We start from the raw sequence: 17,165 nt of genomic DNA on the forward strand, positions 1-17,165 counted from the left end.
ATCTATCGCAAACTTTATAATGACCGGTCAATTCAAACGGTAATTGAAGAAGAAAAATAAGTGACCACGATGAACCTGAGCAACACCATGAGCAAATTGACACGGCTTGGCTTCGAGCATGCAGGCTCGGCAGGAATCTTTGCAGCAGCCTGGCTGAGCACTGCTGCCCATGCCGTCAGCGATCTGCCTGGCGGCCCTGCGGTCAATCAGCTCAATCTCCATCCTGCGGCCACCCGCATCGCTGCAGAGCAGCACTGGCTGCACTGGTTCATGATGATCATCTGCGTGCTGATCTTTGTGGCAGTTTTCGGGGTGATGTTCTATTCCATCTTGAAGCACCGCAAATCGGTCGGCCACAAGGCGGCCAATTTTCATGAGTCCACCGCTGTCGAGATTGCCTGGACCATCGTTCCTTTCGTCATCGTCATCGGCATGGCGCTGCCTGCCACCAAGGTGCTGGTCGCCCAGAAAGACACCACCAGCGCCGACCTGACCATCAAGGCGACCGGTATCCAGTGGAAATGGGGTTACGACTACCTCAAGGGCGAAGGCGAAGGCATCGGCTTTGTCTCGACGCTGGACACCGCCCATCGCCAGATGTCCAACAACGGCGGACCGAAGGCCGGTGAAACAGCGCCTGACAACTACCTGCTCAAGGTGGACAAGCCGCTGGTCGTTCCGGTCAACAAGAAAATCCGCATCATCACCACGGCCAACGACGTGATTCATGCATTTGCCGTGCCGGCCTTCGGCATCAAGCAAGATGCGATTCCCGGCTTTGTGCGCGACACCTGGTTCCGCGCCGAAAAGATTGGCGACTTTTACGGCCAATGCCAGGAACTCTGCGGCAAGGAACATGCCTACATGCCCATCCATGTCAAGGTGGTGTCCGCCCAGGATTACACCGCCTGGGTTGCCGACAAGGCGAAAGAGGCTGCTGCCCTGGCCGATGACCCATCGAAAGTCTGGACGCTGGTGGACCTCAAGGCCCGCGGTGAAAAGGTTTACGCCGCCAACTGCGCTGCATGCCATCAAGCCAACGGCAAGGGCGCCGGTCCCATCAAGCCGCTGGACGGATCGGCCATCGTGGTGGATGCGGACCACAACAAGCAGATCGCGATTCTTCTGAACGGTGCTGTCGGCGGCGCCATGCCATCGTGGAAAGCATTGAGCGATACCGACTTGGCTGCCGTGGCAAGCTACACCAAGAACAACTGGTCCAACCAGACCGGGCAGATCGTCCAGCCCGCCGAGGTGCTGGCTGCGCGCAAGTAACTCCATCATCCGATTCTGATGAATGACGGGCAGCCGGGCGATTCGCTCCCGGCCTTAAAAGACAAAGCTACAGGCACACGCCACCAAAGGAAGCCAAGATGAGTGCAGTTCTAGACCATCCCGATCATGCGCATGATGCCCACGATCACCATGCCCCGACGGGCTGGCGTCGCTGGGTGTTCGCTACCAACCACAAGGACATTGGCACGCTCTACCTGCTGTTCAGCTTCACGATGCTGATGTTCGGCGGCGTTCTGGCGCTGCTGATCCGGGCCGAACTGTTCAAGCCGGGTCTGCAACTGGTCAATCCGGAGCTGTTCAACCAGCTCACGACCATGCACGGCCTGATCATGGTGTTTGGCGCCATCATGCCGGCGTTCGTCGGCTTTGCGAACTGGATGATCCCGCTGCAGATTGGCGCCTCGGACATGGCGTTTGCGCGCATGAACAACTTCAGCTTCTGGCTGATGATTCCGGCGGCGTTGATGCTCAGCACGTCCTTTCTCCTGCCGGGCGGCGCGATGGCCGGCGGCTGGACGATGTATGCCCCGCTGTCGCTGCAGATGGGACCGGCGATGGATGCCGGAATTTTTGCGATTCACCTGCTGGGCGCTTCGTCCATCATGGGTTCGATCAACATCATCGTGACCATTCTCAACATGCGCGCGCCTGGCATGACCCTGATGAAAATGCCGATGTTCTGCTGGACCTGGCTGATCACGGCCTATCTGCTGATTGCCGTGATGCCGGTGCTGGCTGGCGCCATCACCATGACGCTGACCGACCGCCACTTTGGCACCAGTTTCTTCAACCCGGGCGGCGGCGGCGACCCGGTGATGTTCCAGCACATCTTCTGGTTCTTCGGCCACCCCGAGGTCTACATCATGATCTTGCCGGCCTTCGGCATCATCAGCCAGATCATTCCGGCGTTCTCGCGCAAGCGGCTGTTTGGCTATGCATCGATGGTGTATGCCACCGGCTCGATCGCCATCCTGAGCTTCGTCGTCTGGGCGCACCACATGTTCACCACCGGCATGCCGGTGACCGGCCAGCTGTTCTTCATGTACTCGACGATGCTGATCGCAGTGCCCACCGGCGTGAAGGTGTTCAACTGGATCGCCACGATGTGGAAGGGCTCGATGACGTTCGAGACGCCGATGCTGTTTGCGGTCGGCTTCATCTTCGTGTTCACCATCGGCGGCCTGACCGGCGTGATCTTGGCGGTGGCGCCGATTGACACCCAGCTGCAGGATACCTATTACGTCGTAGCCCACTTTCACTATGTGCTGGTGGCCGGATCGCTGTATGCCATGTTTGCCGGTTATTACTACTGGAGCCCGAAGTGGACCGGCGTGATGTACAGCGAAACCCGTGGCCAGATCCACTTCTGGTGGTCGCTGATCTCGTTCAACGTCACATTTTTCCCGATGCATTTCCTGGGCCTGGCTGGCATGCCGCGCCGCTATGCCGACTACCCGATGCAGTTCGCCGACTTCAACGCGATTGCCAGCGTCGGCGCCTTCTTCTTTGGTTTTGCTCAGGTGTATTTCTTCTTTTTCGTCGTGCTGCCGGCCATGCGCGGCAAGGGCGCGCCAGCCAAGCAGAATCCCTGGCTGGACGAAGGCGGCAAGGGTGCCGAGGGCCTGGAATGGGAAGTTCCGTCGCCTGCGCCTTTTCATACCTTTGAAACACCGCCCAAGCTCGATGCCACGGCAACGCGCGTGATTGCCTGAATCCGATGAACCATCCCATGAAGCCTGACCAGAAAAAAAGCAACCTTCGCCTTGCCCTGATCCTGGCATCGGTCGTTGTCGTTTTCTTCCTTGGTTTCATGGCCAAGATGATTTTTCTGGGCCGTTGAGCCGGACAAGTTTCCCGTTCTGACCCGCCCCGATGCTCAAGCGCGAAAACTTCAACATGTTAGGCAAGCTGGGCGTGATCGTGCTGGGCATGTTCTGCTTCGGTTATGCGCTGGTGCCGATTTATAAGGCCATTTGCGAGATGACCGGTATCAACGTGCTGGCCTTGGGCGACCGGCAGATTCCCGGTGCAACGGCCACGCTGCCGGCCAATACGCAGGTTGACCGCACCCGGACCATCACGGTGGAGTTCGATGCTAACTCGCGCGGCCCCTGGCATTTCAAGCCAGCCCAAAGCTCGTTGCAGGTCCATCCCGGTGAATTGACGACTGTCATGTATGAATTCCAGAATGTGCAGAACCGCACCATGTCGGCCCAGGCCATTCCCAGCTATGCGCCAGCGCAGGCGGGGTCGCACTTCAACAAGCTGGAATGCTTCTGTTTTAGCCAGTACACCCTGGCGCCTGGCGAGAAAAAGCAGTGGCCGGTTGCTTTTGTGATTGACCCAAAACTCTCCAGGGATGTGAAAACCATCACGCTGTCCTACACCTTTTTCGAGGTAGGCGGCAAGACACCGGCCGTTCCGGATGACTCCAAAGCGGCTGGAGCCTGAAGATGGCACAAACGCCTCCGCGCAAGCCTTCGCTCTGGCGAACCGTCAAGGCCGTTGCCTGGTCGTTCGTTGGCTTGCGGGCCAGAGGCGATTATGAAGAAGATGTCAAAAACCTGAGCCCGCTTCACATCATTGCTGTCGGGCTGGTCGGTATTTTTGTATTTGTGGCGGTGTTGGTGCTGCTGGTGAACTGGGCGGTTGCACGCTAGTCACCAAGGCTAATTAAAAGATCAGTGAAAATTCGAGAGAAAAACAGGAGTCGAGCGATGTCAGCAGCAACCCATGGGGCAACCCCTTATTATTTTGTGCCCGGGCCTTCGCGGCACCCGGTCATGTCCGCCATCGGCCTATTTTTTGTGATCCTGGGCGCCAGCCAGTGGATCAATGGCGCCGGCTGGGGTGCATGGTGCCTGGCTTTTGGCATGTTGTTCTGGCTCGGCACGCTGTTCCAGTGGTTTCGTGACTCGATTGCCGAAAGTGAAGGCGGTTTGTACGGCCACAGGATCGACTTGTCCTACCGCTGGAGCATGAGCTGGTTCATTTTCTCCGAAGTGATGTTTTTTGGCGCTTTTTTCACCGCGCTCTGGTGGGCCCGCGCGCATTCAGTGCCCGCGCTGGGAAGCCTGGACAACGCCTTGCTCTGGCCTGACTTCAAGGCCGTCTGGCCGAGCCTGGCTGCCGTCGGCGCGACGGCATCGCCCGCCGGCATCGTGGAGCCCTTTTCCACCGTGGGGCCGTTCTGGTTGCCCACGATCAACACCGCATTGCTGCTGAGTTCCGGCGTGACCCTGACGATTGCCCACCACGCGCTGCGTGAAAACCACCGGGGCCGCACGATTGCCTTCATGTGGCTGACGGTGCTGCTGGGTATCGTCTTTTTGTGTGTTCAGGGCTATGAATACTTCCATGCCTATTCAGAACTCAACCTGAAACTGAGCTCCGGCATCTATGGCTCGACTTTTTACATGCTGACCGGCTTTCACGGCTTTCATGTGCTGATCGGCATGCTGATGCTGCTGTTCATCACGCTGCGTTTGCAAAAGGGGCATTTCACCGCCGACAAACACTTTGGCTTTGAAGGTGCCGCCTGGTACTGGCACTTTGTGGACGTGGTGTGGCTCGGTCTTTACATACTGGTGTACTGGATGTGACCTGCCGGGCGGTTTGAACCAGCCGCCATGCAGCCCTGAGTCCCGTCAAAAAAGGCCGCTCGACGCGGCCTTTTTCATTGACGTGCCTTATTATTTTCCGGCCGGAATGCCCGTCGGCTGGATATAACCCAGTTTCCATGAAAGCAAAATGCAGACAAACAGCACTACCGAAAAGCCGACGCGAAACGCCAGCGCACGCGCCATGTTGCTGGTTTTGCGTTTGCCATCAGTCCCGTCTTTCATCATGAAGAAAAGCGCCGCGCCCAGACTGGCGAGGATGGCAATGAATGCCAGTGCAACGAGATAATTCATGAATCCGATTATCAGCCCATGACCTCCGTTCTGCGTTCCCGCCATTTCTGGATTCTCACGCTGGCGGCACTGCTGGTCGCGGGAGGCACCTTTTCGCTGGGACAGTGGCAATTGCGCCGTGCGGCCCAAAAGGAAGCCGTCCAGGCCGCGATTGATGATAAAAATAGCCTTTCTGCGCTTGATGGGCGGGCGTTGTTAGCTACTAAAAACATAGCTGATGAAGTTTACCGGCAGGCTGTGCTTCAGGGCGTCTGGCAAGCGGCGCATACGGTGTACCTTGACAACCGCCCGATGAACGGACGCAGCGGCTTTTGGGTATTGACGCCCTTGACGCTGCAAGGCACCGGCCAGGTGATTTTGGTGCAGCGCGGCTGGGCTCCCCGGGATTTTGCCGACCGTTCCCGCCTGCCACCCGTGGTTACACCGGCCGGCGTGGTCACGGTCCAGGGCCGGATTGCCCCACCACCCTCCAAGCTTTATGAATTCAAGGGCGTTGATGCAGGGTCGATACGGCAAAATCTTGACCTGGCCGCTTTCCGGCTTGAAACCGGTTTGCCGCTGCTCGAACAGGTTTCCCTGCGGCAGACCGGTGCGCCCAGCGAGGGGCTGCTGCGTGAATGGGCGGCTCCCAATCTGGGGGTCGACAAGCACCATGGCTACGCCTTCCAATGGTTTGGCTTGTGCGTGCTGGTGGTCATTTTGTATGTCTGGTATCAGATCATTCTTCCTTTTCGTGCTTCCCTGCGCGCCCGGCGCTGCGATTAACTGGCCCCAAGAACCGTGACAAAAGATTTCGCTGACGCTTCCCCTCTTCATTCTGCTGCTGCCGTCCAGGATCAGCCGCTGGGCCTGACCGTCCACGCCATGCCCGCGATCAACTCGGCCGGTGTGCGGTCGGCCGATACCCGCTCGGGCCGCTGGAAAATGATCCTCGTCCTGCTGGTTTGCGCCAGCCCGGTCGTCGCTTCCTATTTCACCTACTACGTGGTCAGGCCCGAGGGGCGCCGCAACTTTGGCGAGTTGATCAACCCGCAGCGCCCCTTGCCGGCCCTGGCCACGCAGACGCTGGACGGCCAGGCCGGCACGCTGACGGCGCTGAAAAACCAGTGGCTGCTGCTGAGCGTTGCCGGCGGCGCCTGCGACACGCGCTGCGAACAGAACCTGTATTTCCAGCGCCAGTTGCGCGAATCGCTGGGCCGGGAAAAGGAGCGGCTGGACCGCGTCTGGCTGGTCGATGACGACATCCGGGTACGCCCAGCGCTGCTGCCTGCCCTGGCGGCTTCCACCGTGCTGCGCGTGCAGCCAGGCGATCTGGCGCAGTGGCTGGAGCAGGCGCCGGGTAAACGCCTGCAGGACCATCTTTACCTGGTCGATCCGCTGGGCAACCTGATGATGCGTTTTCCCGCCGACATGGATGCCAGGGCCGCTGCCAAGGCCAAGCGCGACCTGGACCGCTTGTTGCGCGCTTCCAGCAGTTGGGACAAGGAAGGCCGGTGAATATGGCCCCCACGCTTGTCGCTTCGCGTACTGCGCTGCCCCCCGAGGGGGCCGCTGCGCCTGCGGCCCGGCGAAGCCGGTTCCGCGGCCCCTGCTGGTGGGGAATGTCATCGCGCTTGGCTGTGCATGGCTGCTGCTGGCATAGAAACCCTTCACGCACGGCAATGGCCGGCTCTTTTTAGACATGGACACGCAAGACCTTTACAACCTCAGCCCGACCCTGCGGCTGATGCTCATGGGACTGGTGGTGGCGCTGGGGCCGCTGGCCTGGGTCTGGGCGCGCAACAAGCATGCACCGGTGGCCCAGCGGCTGCGCGTGCTGACGCTGGTCACGCTGTTCCTGACCTTTGACTTGGTACTCTTTGGCGCGTTTACCCGGTTGACCGATTCCGGCCTGGGCTGCCCGGACTGGCCTGGCTGCTATGGCAGCGCCAGCCCGGTTGGCGCGCAACTGCATATTGAAGCCGCCCAGAGCGCGATGCCCACCGGCCCGGTCACGCATTCCAAGGCCTGGATCGAAATGATCCACCGCTACCTGGCCACCGGCGTCGGCGTGCTGATCCTGACGCTGACGCTGGTCACCTGGATGGCGCGCCGCGAGCAGCAGCGCAGCGCAGGAATTTCAAATCCGGCCTCTATCCTTTCACCGTGGTGGCCCACCGCCACACTGGTCTGGGTCTGTCTGCAAGGCGCTTTTGGCGCGCTCACGGTGACAATGAAGCTGTTTCCGGCCATCGTGACGATGCACCTGCTGGGCGGACTGGTGCTGCTGGCCTTGCTGCGCGCGCAGTCGGTGCGTTATGCCCAGGTGCATGAACAAGAAAAGCCGGGCTTTCTGGCCCCCGCCAACCGGCGCTTCGTGCTGGCCGCCTTTGCCCTGCTGTGGCTGCAGATTGCGCTGGGCGGCTGGGTCAGCACCAATTACGCCGTGCTGGCCTGCACCGATTTTCCGGCTTGCCAGGGTTCATTCTGGCCATCGATGGATTTCAGTCAGGGGTTCACGCTGTGGCGTGAACTGGGCGCAGGCCATGAGGGCGGCTACATCAGCTTTCAGGCGTTGACGGCCATCCACTATGTCCATCGCCTGGCGGCCTACGCGGTGTTTGCCGTGCTGATGCTGCTGGCGCTGCGCCTGCACAGGCTGCCGGTGTTTCGCCTTCAGGCGCGCTGGCTGGCCGGCTTGAGCCTGTTGCAGGTGGCCACCGGATTGAGCAATGTGGTGCTGGGCTGGCCGTTGCTGGCGGCCGTCGGCCATACCGGCGGTGCTGCGGCGCTGGTGGTGGTCATGACCGGCATTGTTTTTTCCAGCCAGAAATCGCCTGCGCCGGCGCGTGCCCCTTCCTTGAATGCTTCGAGAATGTCTGCATGAATTCCCCTCATCCGTCCGCCGTCACGCCGTCCGTCGCCAGTGCCCCTTCCCGCTTCAGCCAGTTTTATGTGCTGACCAAGCCGCGTGTGGTGCAGCTCATCGTGTTTTGCGCGCTGATCGGCATGGTGCTGGCGGTTCCAGGGCTTCCGACCTGGTCCGATGTCCAGCTTGCGGTGGTTGCCTGCGCCGGCATCTGGCTGGTGGCCGGCGCGGCGGCGGCCTTCAACTGCCTGGTCGAGCAGCAGATCGATGCCAAGATGCGGCGTACCGCCTGGCGCCCGACCGCCCGGGGCCAGCTCAGCAACCCGCTGACGCTGGCTTTTTCCGCCGGCCTGTGCGCGCTGGGGTCGTGGATTTTGTATGTCTGGGTCAATCCGCTGACCATGTGGCTGACCTTTGCGACCTTTGTTGGCTATGCCGTGGTGTACACCGTCATCCTCAAGCCGCTGACGCCGCAAAACATCGTCATTGGCGGCGCCTCGGGCGCCATGCCGCCGGTGCTGGGCTGGGCCGCCATGACCGGTTCGGTCGGCCCTGAAGCGCTGATCCTGTTCCTGATCATTTTTTTGTGGACGCCGCCGCATTTCTGGGCGCTGGCGCTTTACCGCGTCGAAGACTACCGAAAGGCCGGCCTGCCGATGCTGCCGGTCACGCATGGCAACGAATTCACCCGGCTGCAGATTTTTCTCTACACGCTGGTGCTGTTCGCCGCCTGCCTGATGCCTTTCATCTTCAAGATGAGCGGCTGGCTCTACCTGGTGGCCGCCGTGGTGCTGAGCATTGGCTTTAGCGGCTATGCCTGGATGCTCTGGCGCAACTATTCGGATGCGCTGGCGCGCAAGACTTTTCGTTTTTCGCTGATCCACCTGTCCGCCCTGTTTGCAGCCTTGCTGCTGGACCACTACCTGTTATGAAAACCACCTTGCCCATGTTCCCTGAAAGAAGGCGGACGCTGAAAACCCTTGCAGGCCTTGCGGCGCTTTCGCTAACTTCCGCCTGGCTGACGGGTTGCTCGCCCGACAAGCCCCAGTTCAAGAGCATCGACCTGACCGGCGCCGACTATGCGCAGGGTTTTTCCTTGCTGGACCACAACGGCCAGTTGCGCAGCATCAAGGATTTCGCCGGCAAGGTGGTAGTGGTGTTTTTCGGGTTTACCCAGTGTCCCGACGTGTGCCCGACCTCGATGGCCGAACTGGTCGAGGTCAAGCGGCTGTTGGGGCTTGACGGCGACAAGCTCCAGGCGATTTTCATCACGGTGGACCCGGAACGCGACACGTTAGAGCTGCTCCAGGCCTACATGGGCAATTTTGATCCCGGCTTTCTGGCGCTTCGGCCAACATCTGCGCAACTTCCCCAGGTCGCCAAGGATTTCAAGATTTATTACAAGAAAGTTGATGGAAAGACCACGGGCAGCTACACCATGGACCATTCGGCCGGCAGCTATATCTATGATCCGCAAGGCCGCATCCGCCTGTACAACCGCTACGGCTCTGGTGCTGAAGTCCTTGCCTCCGATATTCGCCTGCTGATCAAGACCAGCTGAAAAAAAGCCTGCCACTTTTCAGTGCAGGCTTTCAATTCTTGTCAGCGCAGCAAGGCCGGAGTCCGCCGGCCTGCGTGCTCAGGCGTAAGTCGCCAGAACCTTCTTCATTTTCTTCATCGCCGCCACCTCGATCTGGCGAATCCGCTCGGCGCTGACTTTGTATTCGGCCGCCAGGTCGTGCAGCGTCATGCCGCCCGAACCGTCGTCGTTCACGTTGAGCCAGCGCTCTTCGACAATGCGGCGCGCGCGCGGGTCAAGTTCTTCCAGCGCGGTGCTCAGGCCGCCGGTCATCAGCTCATCACGCTCGCGCGATTCGATCAGCGCCGTAGGCTCCTGCGCGCTGTCAGCCAGGTAGGCGATGGGACCGAAAGCATCTTCGCCATCGTCGCTCGGGCTCGGGTCCAGCAAGACGTCGCCGCCCGACATGCGCTGCTCCATCTCGATGACTTCCTCGCGCTTGACGTTGAGCGTCTGCGCCATCGAATCGATCTGGCCTTCGGTCAGCGTGTCGCGGTGCGTGGCGACATCGGCGTCGTCCTTAAAGCCCTGCTTCATCGAGCGCAGGTTGAAGAACAGCTTGCGCTGGGCCTTGGTGGTGGCCACCTTGACCATGCGCCAGTTCTTCAGGATGTACTCGTGGATCTCGGCCTTGATCCAGTGCATGGCATAGCTCACCAGACGCACGTTCTGGTCCGGATCAAAGCGCTTGACCGCCTTCATCAGGCCGATGTTGCCCTCTTGGATCAGGTCGCCGTGGGGCAGGCCGTAGCCCAGGTACTTGCGGGAAATCGAAACCACCAGCCGCAGGTGCGACAGCACCATCTTGCCGGCTGAATCGAGGTCGTTGTTTTCCTTAAGTTTTCTCGAAAACTCTTGTTCCTGCTCCAGCGTCAGCATGGGCAGGCGGTTAACCGCAGAGATATAGGCATCCAGATTGCCCAGCGGAGGCACCATCGACCAAGGATTCAGCGCGGCCACGGCGTTGGCCGACTGGGCCGGCGCGACAGCGGCAGACATCATCGACTTGGGGGAAAGGGCATAAGACATTGCAAACTCCTTTTCGCTAATGCTAAATATTAGCACTCCACTATAGAGAGTGCCAGGCAACCTGTTCAATGGGATCAATAGCCAAAGGCTAATCAGTGTTAGCCCTGTTCATAAGACAAAGCCTGCACCAATAGGTTCAGCAGACTTGGGTTTCGGGCTTGTAAAGCCGCAGGGGCTGCCATGGCCCTGATGAAAGGAGACCGGCTCCAGATTTCTGGATTTTCTCAGTAAATCATGATAAAAAAAGCACTTTACGCAATAACCGTAAATGTTTGTAGCTATTTAAACCATAGCAGATAAATTGGCTGGGCGCAGCGAATAAGGCCGGCTTTCAGGACTCGCGCCGCTCATCGCGGAGTTCGCGCGCTTCGACATCGATCACCTGGCCTGATGCAGCCTTGGGCGAGGGCTGGCGGGAAGGGCCGCCTGTCCACATGCTTGAGTGCGAAAATTTCTGGAAACGGGCGAAGGCCATGAGCGGCGCGGATTTCCGGCCGGTGATCAATGATTTGAGCAGGCTCAGGGCAAACACCGTCAGCGCGACCAAGAGCAGTCCGATGGCCAGCACGGCTGCGGACAAGACGAAAATCAGTTTCAAAATAAAACGAAAAATCTGACTCAGAGGGTTGTTCACGCGGGCAATCCTTTAAAAACCGCAGGTGGCGACGATTTTTCGTTTTTCAATGCCCACCGGTGACCGGCAGGACCCGAACAGATCAGCCGAGCAGGGCCTGCGCAAACTCGCGGGCGTTGAAGGTTTCCAGGTCTTCGAGCTTTTCACCCACGCCAATGAAATACACCGCCACCGGCCGCAAGCCGGGCGACGCCTTGGCGCGTTCCCGCGCCCACAGTGCAATGGCCGCCAGCACGCCGCCCTTGGCCGTGCCGTCGAGCTTGGTCACGACCAGGCCGGTCAGCTGCAGCGTGTCGTCGAAAGCCTTCACCTGCGCCAGCGCATTCTGGCCGGTGTTGCCGTCAATCACCAAGAGCACTTCATGCGGCGCCGTGGCGTCGGCTTTCTGCACCACGCGCTTGATCTTGCGCAACTCTTCCATCAGGTGCAGCTGCGTCGGCAGCCGGCCGGCGGTATCGACCAGCACCACGTCCTTGCCGCGCGCCTTGCCGGCCGTGACCGCGTCGAAGCTGACCGCTGCCGGGTCGCCATTTTCCTGGCTCACGATCTCGACCGTGTTGCGGTCGGCCCAGACGCTGAGCTGCTCGCGCGCGGCGGCGCGGAAGGTATCGGCCGCCGCCAGCAGCACCGACGCGCCTTCATTGGCCAGGTGGCGCGTGAGCTTGCCGATCGAGGTGGTCTTGCCGGCGCCGTTGACGCCGGTCACCATGATGACGGTGGGCATGAATTCGCCAATCACCAGCGGCCGCTCCAGCGGCTTGAGCAGCACGGTGATGGATTCGATCAGCGCATTCCTGACCGCCACCGGATGCGTCATGCCACCCTCCTTGACGCGGCGCCTGACATCGGCCAGCAGGTGCTCTGTCGCGCTCACGCCGGTGTCGGCCATCAGCAGCGCGGTTTCCAGGTCTTCGTAGAGCTGCTCGTCGATCTGGCTGCCGGTGAAGACGGTCGAAATGCTGGAGCCGGTCTTGCGCAGTCCTTGCTGCAGCTTGCTGAACCAGCGCTGGCGTTCGGGCGCCACGGCCAGCGCCAGCGCCTCTGGAATGTCGATCGGCGTGACCAGCGCACTGCCGATCATCGAGCCGCCGTTGCCGGCAGGCCATTTCACCTGGGCTGGCGCGGATGCCGGTGCTGAGCGGGCAGTGGGCGTGGCTGGGGCGGCGGATGCGTCACCGGATTCGGGCAACGCCGGCTGCGCGGACACCTCGGCAGGCGGGGGCGGCGGGGCAGTTGGGCGTAATTTTTTTTTGAAGAAACTGAACATTGCTTGATCTTGTAGAGTCCACCATTCTATGAAACACCTCAAGCAGATGGGCGTCAAGCCCCCACTATTGTTTTTCCGGCGTCCGGCGGGCGGTTTTTCAGGCCTGTTGCTCTCGGCTGCATTGACGGCCGGCTTGGGCCAGGCGGCCCTTGCCCAGGCGCCCGCGCCGGTCGAGCAGTTCCAGCTGGCCAACGGCTTGACGGTCATCGTCAAGCCCGACCACCGGGCGCCGACGGTGGCGCACATGCTCTGGGTGCGGGTCGGCGCCATGGACGAGGTCGATGGCACGTCGGGCGTCGCCCATGTGCTTGAACACATGATGTTCAAGGGTACGCCGACCGTCAAGGCTGGCGAGTTCTCCAGGCGCGTGGCGGCGCTGGGCGGCCAGGAAAATGCTTTCACCAGCAGCGACAGCACCGGCTATTACCAGCAGATTCCGGCCGCCAGGCTCGAAGACGTGATGCGGCTGGAGGCCGACCGTTTCGGCCGCAGCCAGTGGCTAGATGATGAGTTCAGGCGCGAGATCGAGGTGGTCAAGGAAGAGCGCCGGATGCGCACCGAGGACTCGCCCCGCGCGATGCTGCACGAACAGGCCAGCGCCATCACCTTCCTGGCCTCGCCCTACCGCCGCCCGATCGTCGGCTGGATGAGCGACCTGGACGCCATGACGCCGGGCGACGTGCGCAGCTTCTACCAGCGCTGGTACGTTCCGGCCAACGCCGCCCTGGTGGTGGCCGGCGATGTCAACGTGGCGCAGGTCAGGAAGCTGGCCGAAAAATACTATGGCGCCATTGCCAAGCGTCCCGTGCCCGAGCGCAAGCCGCGCACCGAGCCCGAGCAGGCGGGCCTGCGCCGCATCGACCTCAAGGCGCCCGCCAGTCAGGCTTATGTGAGCATGTCGTTCAAGGTGCCGCAGGTGCAGCCGGCCGACTTGGCAGCGGCCGGCGCCGCGTCGCCCACCGCCGCCGCCAGCCGCGAGGCCCTCGCGCTGACGGTGCTGTCGGCCGTGCTCGACGGCTACAGCGGCGCAAGGCTGGAGCGCGCGCTGGTGCAGGGGCAGGGCGAGAAGGGCGGACGCGTGGCCGACAGCGCCGGGGCTTCCAGCGGGCTTATGGGCCGGGGGCCGCAGCTGTTCACGCTCGACGGCGTGCCCGCCGATGGCAAAACCACGCAGCAGGTGGCCGACGCCCTGCGCCAGCAGGTCGCCGTGGTGGCGCGTGAGGGCGTCAGCGAAGCCGAACTCCAGCGCGTCAAGACGCAGTGGGTGGCCAGCGAGACCTACAAGCTCGACTCGGTGTTCAGCCAGGCGCGCGAACTCGGCTCCAACTGGGTGCAGGGCCTGCCGCTCGACGCCAGCACGCGCCTGATTGCCCAGCTGCGCACGGTGACGGCGCCAGAGGTGCAGGCCGTGGCCGGCAAATACTTCGGCGACGACCAGATGACCGTGTCCACCCTGCTGCCGCAGCCCCTGGACCCGAACCGCAAGCCGCGCCCCGCCAGCGCACCGGCCAGCGGTGACCTGCATTGAGCGGCTTCCTGAACCGAAAGAATGTTTTCATCATGATTGCTACTCAAAAAATAGCTGCTCGCGCAATAGCAGTATGCGCAACAGGCCTTTTTGTTCATATTTCGGCGCAGGCGGTGATTCCCATCCAGCACTGGACGCAGGCCAGCGGCGCGCAGGTCTATCTGGTCGAAAGCCCGGCTATCGCCATGGTCGATGTGCAGCTTGACTTCGACGCCGGCAGCCGCCGCGACCCGCCCGCACAGGCCGGGCTGGCGAGCATGACGGCGAACATGCTCGAAAAAGGCGTACGGGCTTCCCCTATGCACCACCAGGGGCCGCAGGACCGGCTCAGCCGGACTGCAGGCGCAGCGGCCCCCTCGGAGGGCAGCGCAGTACGCGAAGCGACAAGCGTGGGGGCACCAGCCTTGGACGAAAACGCGCTCGGCGAAGCCTGGGCCGACCTGGGCGGCCAGTTCGGCGCCAGCGCGTCATCCGACCGCATGAGCTTTTCGCTGCGCTCGCTGACCGACCCGGCGCTTCTCGACCAGGCCGTGGCGCTGGCGGCGCGCCAGATCGCCGAACCGGCCTATCCCGATGCGGTCTGGCAGCGCGAACGCCAGCGCCTGCAGGCCGCGCTCAAGGAGTCCTACACCCGCCCGGCCAGCGTGATTGGCCGGGCCTATTCAAAGGCCGTCTATGGCCAGCATCCTTATGGCTATGAAATGACCGAAGCGACGCTGGCGGCCATCAGCGTCGCGGACCTGCAGGCCGCGCATGCCGCCGGCGTCGTCGCCTGCCGCGCGCGCATCAGCATGGTCGGTGCCGTCACGCGTGTACAGGCCGATGCGATGGCCGCGCGCCTGCTGTCGCGCCTGCCTTCGGTGCCCTGCGCCAGCCTGCCGCCGCTGCCGGCCGTGCCCGATGTGGCGCCGCTCGCGCAGGCGGAGGAAAAAGCCATTCCCTTTGATTCGGCGCAGGCGCATCTGCTGATCGGCCAGCCCGGCTTCAGGCGCGCCGACCCCGACTATTTCCCGCTGACGGTCGGCAACTACATTCTGGGCGGCGGTGGTTTCGTCTCGCGCCTGACGAATGAAGTGCGCGAAAAGCGCGGACTGACCTACGGCATATCCAGCTCGTTCTCGCCGGGCCTGCATGCCGGCAGCTTCACCGTCGGCCTGCAGACGCGCCCCGACCAGGCGGCGCAGTCGGTGCAGATTGCCCGGCAGGTGGTGGGCGACTTCGTGGCCAGCGGCCCGACCGAAGCGGAATTGAAAGCCGCCAAGGACAACCTGGTCGGCGGCTTTGCGCTGCGCATCGACAGCAACCGCAAGCTGCTGGGCAACCTGGCCGGCATCGCCTGGAATGACTTGCCGCTTGATTACCTCGACACCTGGACGCGGCAGGTCGAAAAAGTCACCGTGGCCGACATCAAGGCGGCTTTTGCGCGCAAGCTGCAGCCCGAGAAAATGGTGACTGTTATTCTCGGAGCCGCAAAATGAAATACACACCCAAACCCATCGCCCCCGAGACTGCGCCCAAGCCTTCGGCCAAGGCCAACACCGTCAAGCCCAAGGGCACCGCCCACCTCAAGCCGTCCGGCGAAATCCGCATCATCGGCGGACAGTACCGGCGCACCAAGCTGACCGTGCCGAACCATCCCGGCCTGCGCCCCACGCCCGACCGGGTGCGCGAAACGCTGTTCAACTGGCTCGGCCAAGACCTGACCGGCTGGCGCTGCGCCGACGTGTTTGCCGGCACCGGCGTGCTCGGTTTCGAGGCCGCCTCGCGCGGCGCCGCCGATGTGCTGCTGTGCGAGCAGGACCCCGGGCTGGTCGTGCAACTCAAGGCGGTGCAGGCCAGGCTCAAGGCCAGCATGGTGCGCATCGAGCGCGGCGACGGGCTGAGCGCGCTCAAGCGGCTGGACGCCGGCAGTATGCAGCTGGTGCTGATCGATCCGCCTTTCGACTCCAGCGTGTTCGAGCCGGCGCTCAAGGCCGCCGCCCAGGCGATCAGCCCGAGCGGCCTGGTGTACCTGGAAGCGCCACGCGTCTGGCAGGACGACGAATTGCTGCCGCTGGGGCTCAAGGTCCACCGCAGCGCCAAGGCCGGCGCGGTGCATTTTCATTTGCTGGCCAAAAGCGATCTGCCGGCAGAGCCCCTGCCGGCCTGAGCCGGGTCGGGTGCAAGCGCCTCAAGCGTCCGCATGGCCTGCAGGGTTGCACCCGGTGCCGGGGCGGCCCAGGCGGGGGGCAAGGGCATAATTCGGCCTATGTCCACCCCCCGCATTGCTGTTTATTCCGGCACTTTTGATCCGTTCACCCTTGGTCATGGCGACGTGGTGCGCCGCGCCGCCGGGCTGTTTGACCAGCTGGTCATCGCGGTGGCCGTTGCCCATCACAAAAAGACACTGTTTTCACTGGATGCGCGCGTGCAGCAAGTGCGAGACGCTACTGAAAGCATAGCGGGCATCCGGGTGCTGCCGTTTGACGGCCTGATCATGGATTTTTGCGCCGCGCAAAACGCCTGCGCCGTGGTGCGCGGCATTCGCAACCTCACCGACTTCGACTACGAAGCCCAGATGGCCGCGATGAACCGCAAGCTGCGGCCGCAGGTCGAAACCGTGTTCCTGCTGCCCGATGCGTCGCTGGCCTGCATCAGCAGCACGCTGGTGCGCGAGATCAGCAAACTGGGCGGCGATGTGGGCCAGATGGTGAGCCCGGCCATCGCGGCCGCGCTGGCCTTCGTTCACGCGAAACAGGGAGATTGATTCCATGGCCCTCTTGATCACCGACGAATGCATCAACTGCGACGTGTGCGAGCCCGAATGCCCGAACGAGGCGATTTTCCTGGGCGCCGAGATCTACGAGATCGACCCGAACAAATGCACCGAATGCGTCGGCCATTTCGACGAGCCGCAGTGCGTGCAGGTCTGCCCGGTGGCCTGCATCCCGGTCGATCCGCAGCACCGCGAAACCAGGGAAACGCTGTGGGAGAAATACCACCGGCTGCAAGCCGTCATCCCAGTCATCCCGGTCGTTCTGGTGCGCTGATGCCGCTGGCGCTCAATTTGTGCATCAAATAGGCGCTTTAC

20 protein-coding genes are annotated in these 17,165 nt (G+C 62.1%); 16 read left to right on the forward strand and 4 right to left on the reverse strand.

Going from position 1 to position 17,165, the window contains the following annotated elements:
- Window positions 1-87: 87 nt before the first annotated feature.
- The 6 genes from coxB to ACP7AD_RS06710 all read left to right on the forward strand — a co-directional run bounded on the left by coxB (window position 88) and on the right by ACP7AD_RS06710 (window position 4,898).
- Window positions 88-1,275 (forward strand): cytochrome c oxidase subunit II, encoded by a 1,188-nt coding sequence (gene coxB, locus ACP7AD_RS06685; RefSeq protein ID WP_426145731.1) that lies wholly within the window; start codon window positions 88-90, stop codon window positions 1,273-1,275.
- Between the two features lie 98 nt (window positions 1,276-1,373).
- Window positions 1,374-3,008, forward strand: a complete 1,635-nt coding sequence (gene ctaD, locus ACP7AD_RS06690; protein ID WP_426145733.1) for a cytochrome c oxidase subunit I — start codon at window positions 1,374-1,376, stop codon at window positions 3,006-3,008.
- Between the two features lie 17 nt (window positions 3,009-3,025).
- Window positions 3,026-3,136 (forward strand): cytochrome oxidase small assembly protein, encoded by a 111-nt coding sequence (locus ACP7AD_RS06695; RefSeq protein ID WP_426145735.1) that lies wholly within the window; start codon window positions 3,026-3,028, stop codon window positions 3,134-3,136.
- Between the two features lie 32 nt (window positions 3,137-3,168).
- A complete protein-coding gene (locus ACP7AD_RS06700) occupies window positions 3,169-3,747 on the forward strand; it encodes a cytochrome c oxidase assembly protein (RefSeq protein ID WP_426145737.1) in 579 nt (192 codons plus the stop codon).
- A gap of 2 nt (window positions 3,748-3,749) precedes the next feature.
- A complete protein-coding gene (locus ACP7AD_RS06705) occupies window positions 3,750-3,956 on the forward strand; it encodes a DUF2970 domain-containing protein (RefSeq protein WP_426145739.1) in 207 nt (68 codons plus the stop codon).
- A gap of 57 nt (window positions 3,957-4,013) precedes the next feature.
- Window positions 4,014-4,898 carry a cytochrome c oxidase subunit 3 gene (locus ACP7AD_RS06710; RefSeq protein ID WP_426145741.1) on the forward strand — a complete coding sequence of 295 codons (885 nt, stop codon included), beginning with the start codon at window positions 4,014-4,016 and terminating at the stop codon, window positions 4,896-4,898.
- Between the two features lie 90 nt (window positions 4,899-4,988).
- On the opposite strand, the gene ACP7AD_RS06715 is transcribed toward ACP7AD_RS06710, so the two are convergent.
- Entirely contained in the window at window positions 4,989-5,210 is a 222-nt protein-coding gene (locus ACP7AD_RS06715) for a twin transmembrane helix small protein (RefSeq protein WP_426145743.1), read from the reverse strand.
- An 18-nt stretch (window positions 5,211-5,228) separates the two neighbouring features.
- On the opposite strand from ACP7AD_RS06715, the gene ACP7AD_RS06720 reads away from it, so the two are divergent.
- From ACP7AD_RS06720 to ACP7AD_RS06740, 5 genes are all read left to right on the forward strand, one after another.
- The gene (locus ACP7AD_RS06720; RefSeq protein ID WP_426145745.1) at window positions 5,229-5,975 is read left to right on the forward strand and encodes an SURF1 family protein; all 747 of its coding nucleotides are present in this window, start codon (window positions 5,229-5,231) and stop codon (window positions 5,973-5,975) included.
- A 99-nt stretch (window positions 5,976-6,074) separates the two neighbouring features.
- Window positions 6,075-6,707, forward strand: coding sequence for a hypothetical protein (locus ACP7AD_RS06725; protein WP_426145824.1), 633 nt, complete (start codon window positions 6,075-6,077; stop codon window positions 6,705-6,707).
- 184 nt (window positions 6,708-6,891) lie between these two features.
- Window positions 6,892-8,076 carry a COX15/CtaA family protein gene (locus ACP7AD_RS06730; protein WP_426145747.1) on the forward strand — a complete coding sequence of 395 codons (1,185 nt, stop codon included), beginning with the start codon at window positions 6,892-6,894 and terminating at the stop codon, window positions 8,074-8,076.
- Entirely contained in the window at window positions 8,073-8,990 is a 918-nt protein-coding gene (gene cyoE, locus ACP7AD_RS06735; protein ID WP_426145749.1) for a heme o synthase, read from the forward strand. Before ACP7AD_RS06730 ends, cyoE begins: the two co-directional genes overlap by 4 nt.
- The gene (locus ACP7AD_RS06740; protein ID WP_426145750.1) at window positions 8,987-9,619 is read left to right on the forward strand and encodes an SCO family protein; all 633 of its coding nucleotides are present in this window, start codon (window positions 8,987-8,989) and stop codon (window positions 9,617-9,619) included. The genes cyoE and ACP7AD_RS06740 overlap by 4 nt, the downstream gene beginning before the upstream one ends.
- A gap of 78 nt (window positions 9,620-9,697) precedes the next feature.
- On the opposite strand, the gene rpoH is transcribed toward ACP7AD_RS06740, so the two are convergent.
- The 3 genes from rpoH to ftsY form a co-directional block, all read right to left on the reverse strand.
- Entirely contained in the window at window positions 9,698-10,636 is a 939-nt protein-coding gene (gene rpoH, locus ACP7AD_RS06745) for an RNA polymerase sigma factor RpoH (protein WP_426145826.1), read from the reverse strand.
- 361 nt (window positions 10,637-10,997) lie between these two features.
- Window positions 10,998-11,300 (reverse strand): hypothetical protein, encoded by a 303-nt coding sequence (locus tag ACP7AD_RS06750; protein ID WP_426145752.1) that lies wholly within the window; start codon window positions 11,298-11,300, stop codon window positions 10,998-11,000.
- Window positions 11,301-11,382: 82 nt separating this feature from the next.
- Window positions 11,383-12,567, reverse strand: a complete 1,185-nt coding sequence (gene ftsY, locus ACP7AD_RS06755) for a signal recognition particle-docking protein FtsY (RefSeq protein WP_426145754.1) — start codon at window positions 12,565-12,567, stop codon at window positions 11,383-11,385.
- A 28-nt stretch (window positions 12,568-12,595) separates the two neighbouring features.
- Between ftsY and ACP7AD_RS06760 the strand changes: the two genes are divergently transcribed.
- The 5 genes from ACP7AD_RS06760 (at window position 12,596) to ACP7AD_RS06780 (ending at window position 17,124) form a co-directional block, all read left to right on the forward strand.
- Window positions 12,596-14,095, forward strand: coding sequence for a M16 family metallopeptidase (locus tag ACP7AD_RS06760; protein ID WP_426145756.1), 1,500 nt, complete (start codon window positions 12,596-12,598; stop codon window positions 14,093-14,095).
- A 32-nt stretch (window positions 14,096-14,127) separates the two neighbouring features.
- Complete coding sequence (locus ACP7AD_RS06765; protein WP_426145758.1) at window positions 14,128-15,573, forward strand: M16 family metallopeptidase; 1,446 nt, start codon at window positions 14,128-14,130, stop codon at window positions 15,571-15,573.
- Window positions 15,570-16,244, forward strand: coding sequence for a 16S rRNA (guanine(966)-N(2))-methyltransferase RsmD (gene rsmD / locus ACP7AD_RS06770; RefSeq protein WP_426145760.1), 675 nt, complete (start codon window positions 15,570-15,572; stop codon window positions 16,242-16,244). Before ACP7AD_RS06765 ends, rsmD begins: the two co-directional genes overlap by 4 nt.
- 99 nt (window positions 16,245-16,343) lie before the next feature.
- Window positions 16,344-16,841, forward strand: a complete 498-nt coding sequence (gene coaD, locus ACP7AD_RS06775) for a pantetheine-phosphate adenylyltransferase (protein ID WP_426145762.1) — start codon at window positions 16,344-16,346, stop codon at window positions 16,839-16,841.
- A 4-nt stretch (window positions 16,842-16,845) separates the two neighbouring features.
- Window positions 16,846-17,124 carry a YfhL family 4Fe-4S dicluster ferredoxin gene (locus ACP7AD_RS06780; RefSeq protein ID WP_426145764.1) on the forward strand — a complete coding sequence of 93 codons (279 nt, stop codon included), beginning with the start codon at window positions 16,846-16,848 and terminating at the stop codon, window positions 17,122-17,124.
- Window positions 17,125-17,165: the final 41 nt, after the last annotated feature.

Source organism: Polaromonas sp. DSP2-3-2b2 (assembly GCF_049895905.1).
In the GTDB taxonomy this organism is placed as follows: Bacteria; Pseudomonadota; Gammaproteobacteria; order Burkholderiales; family Burkholderiaceae_C; genus Polaromonas.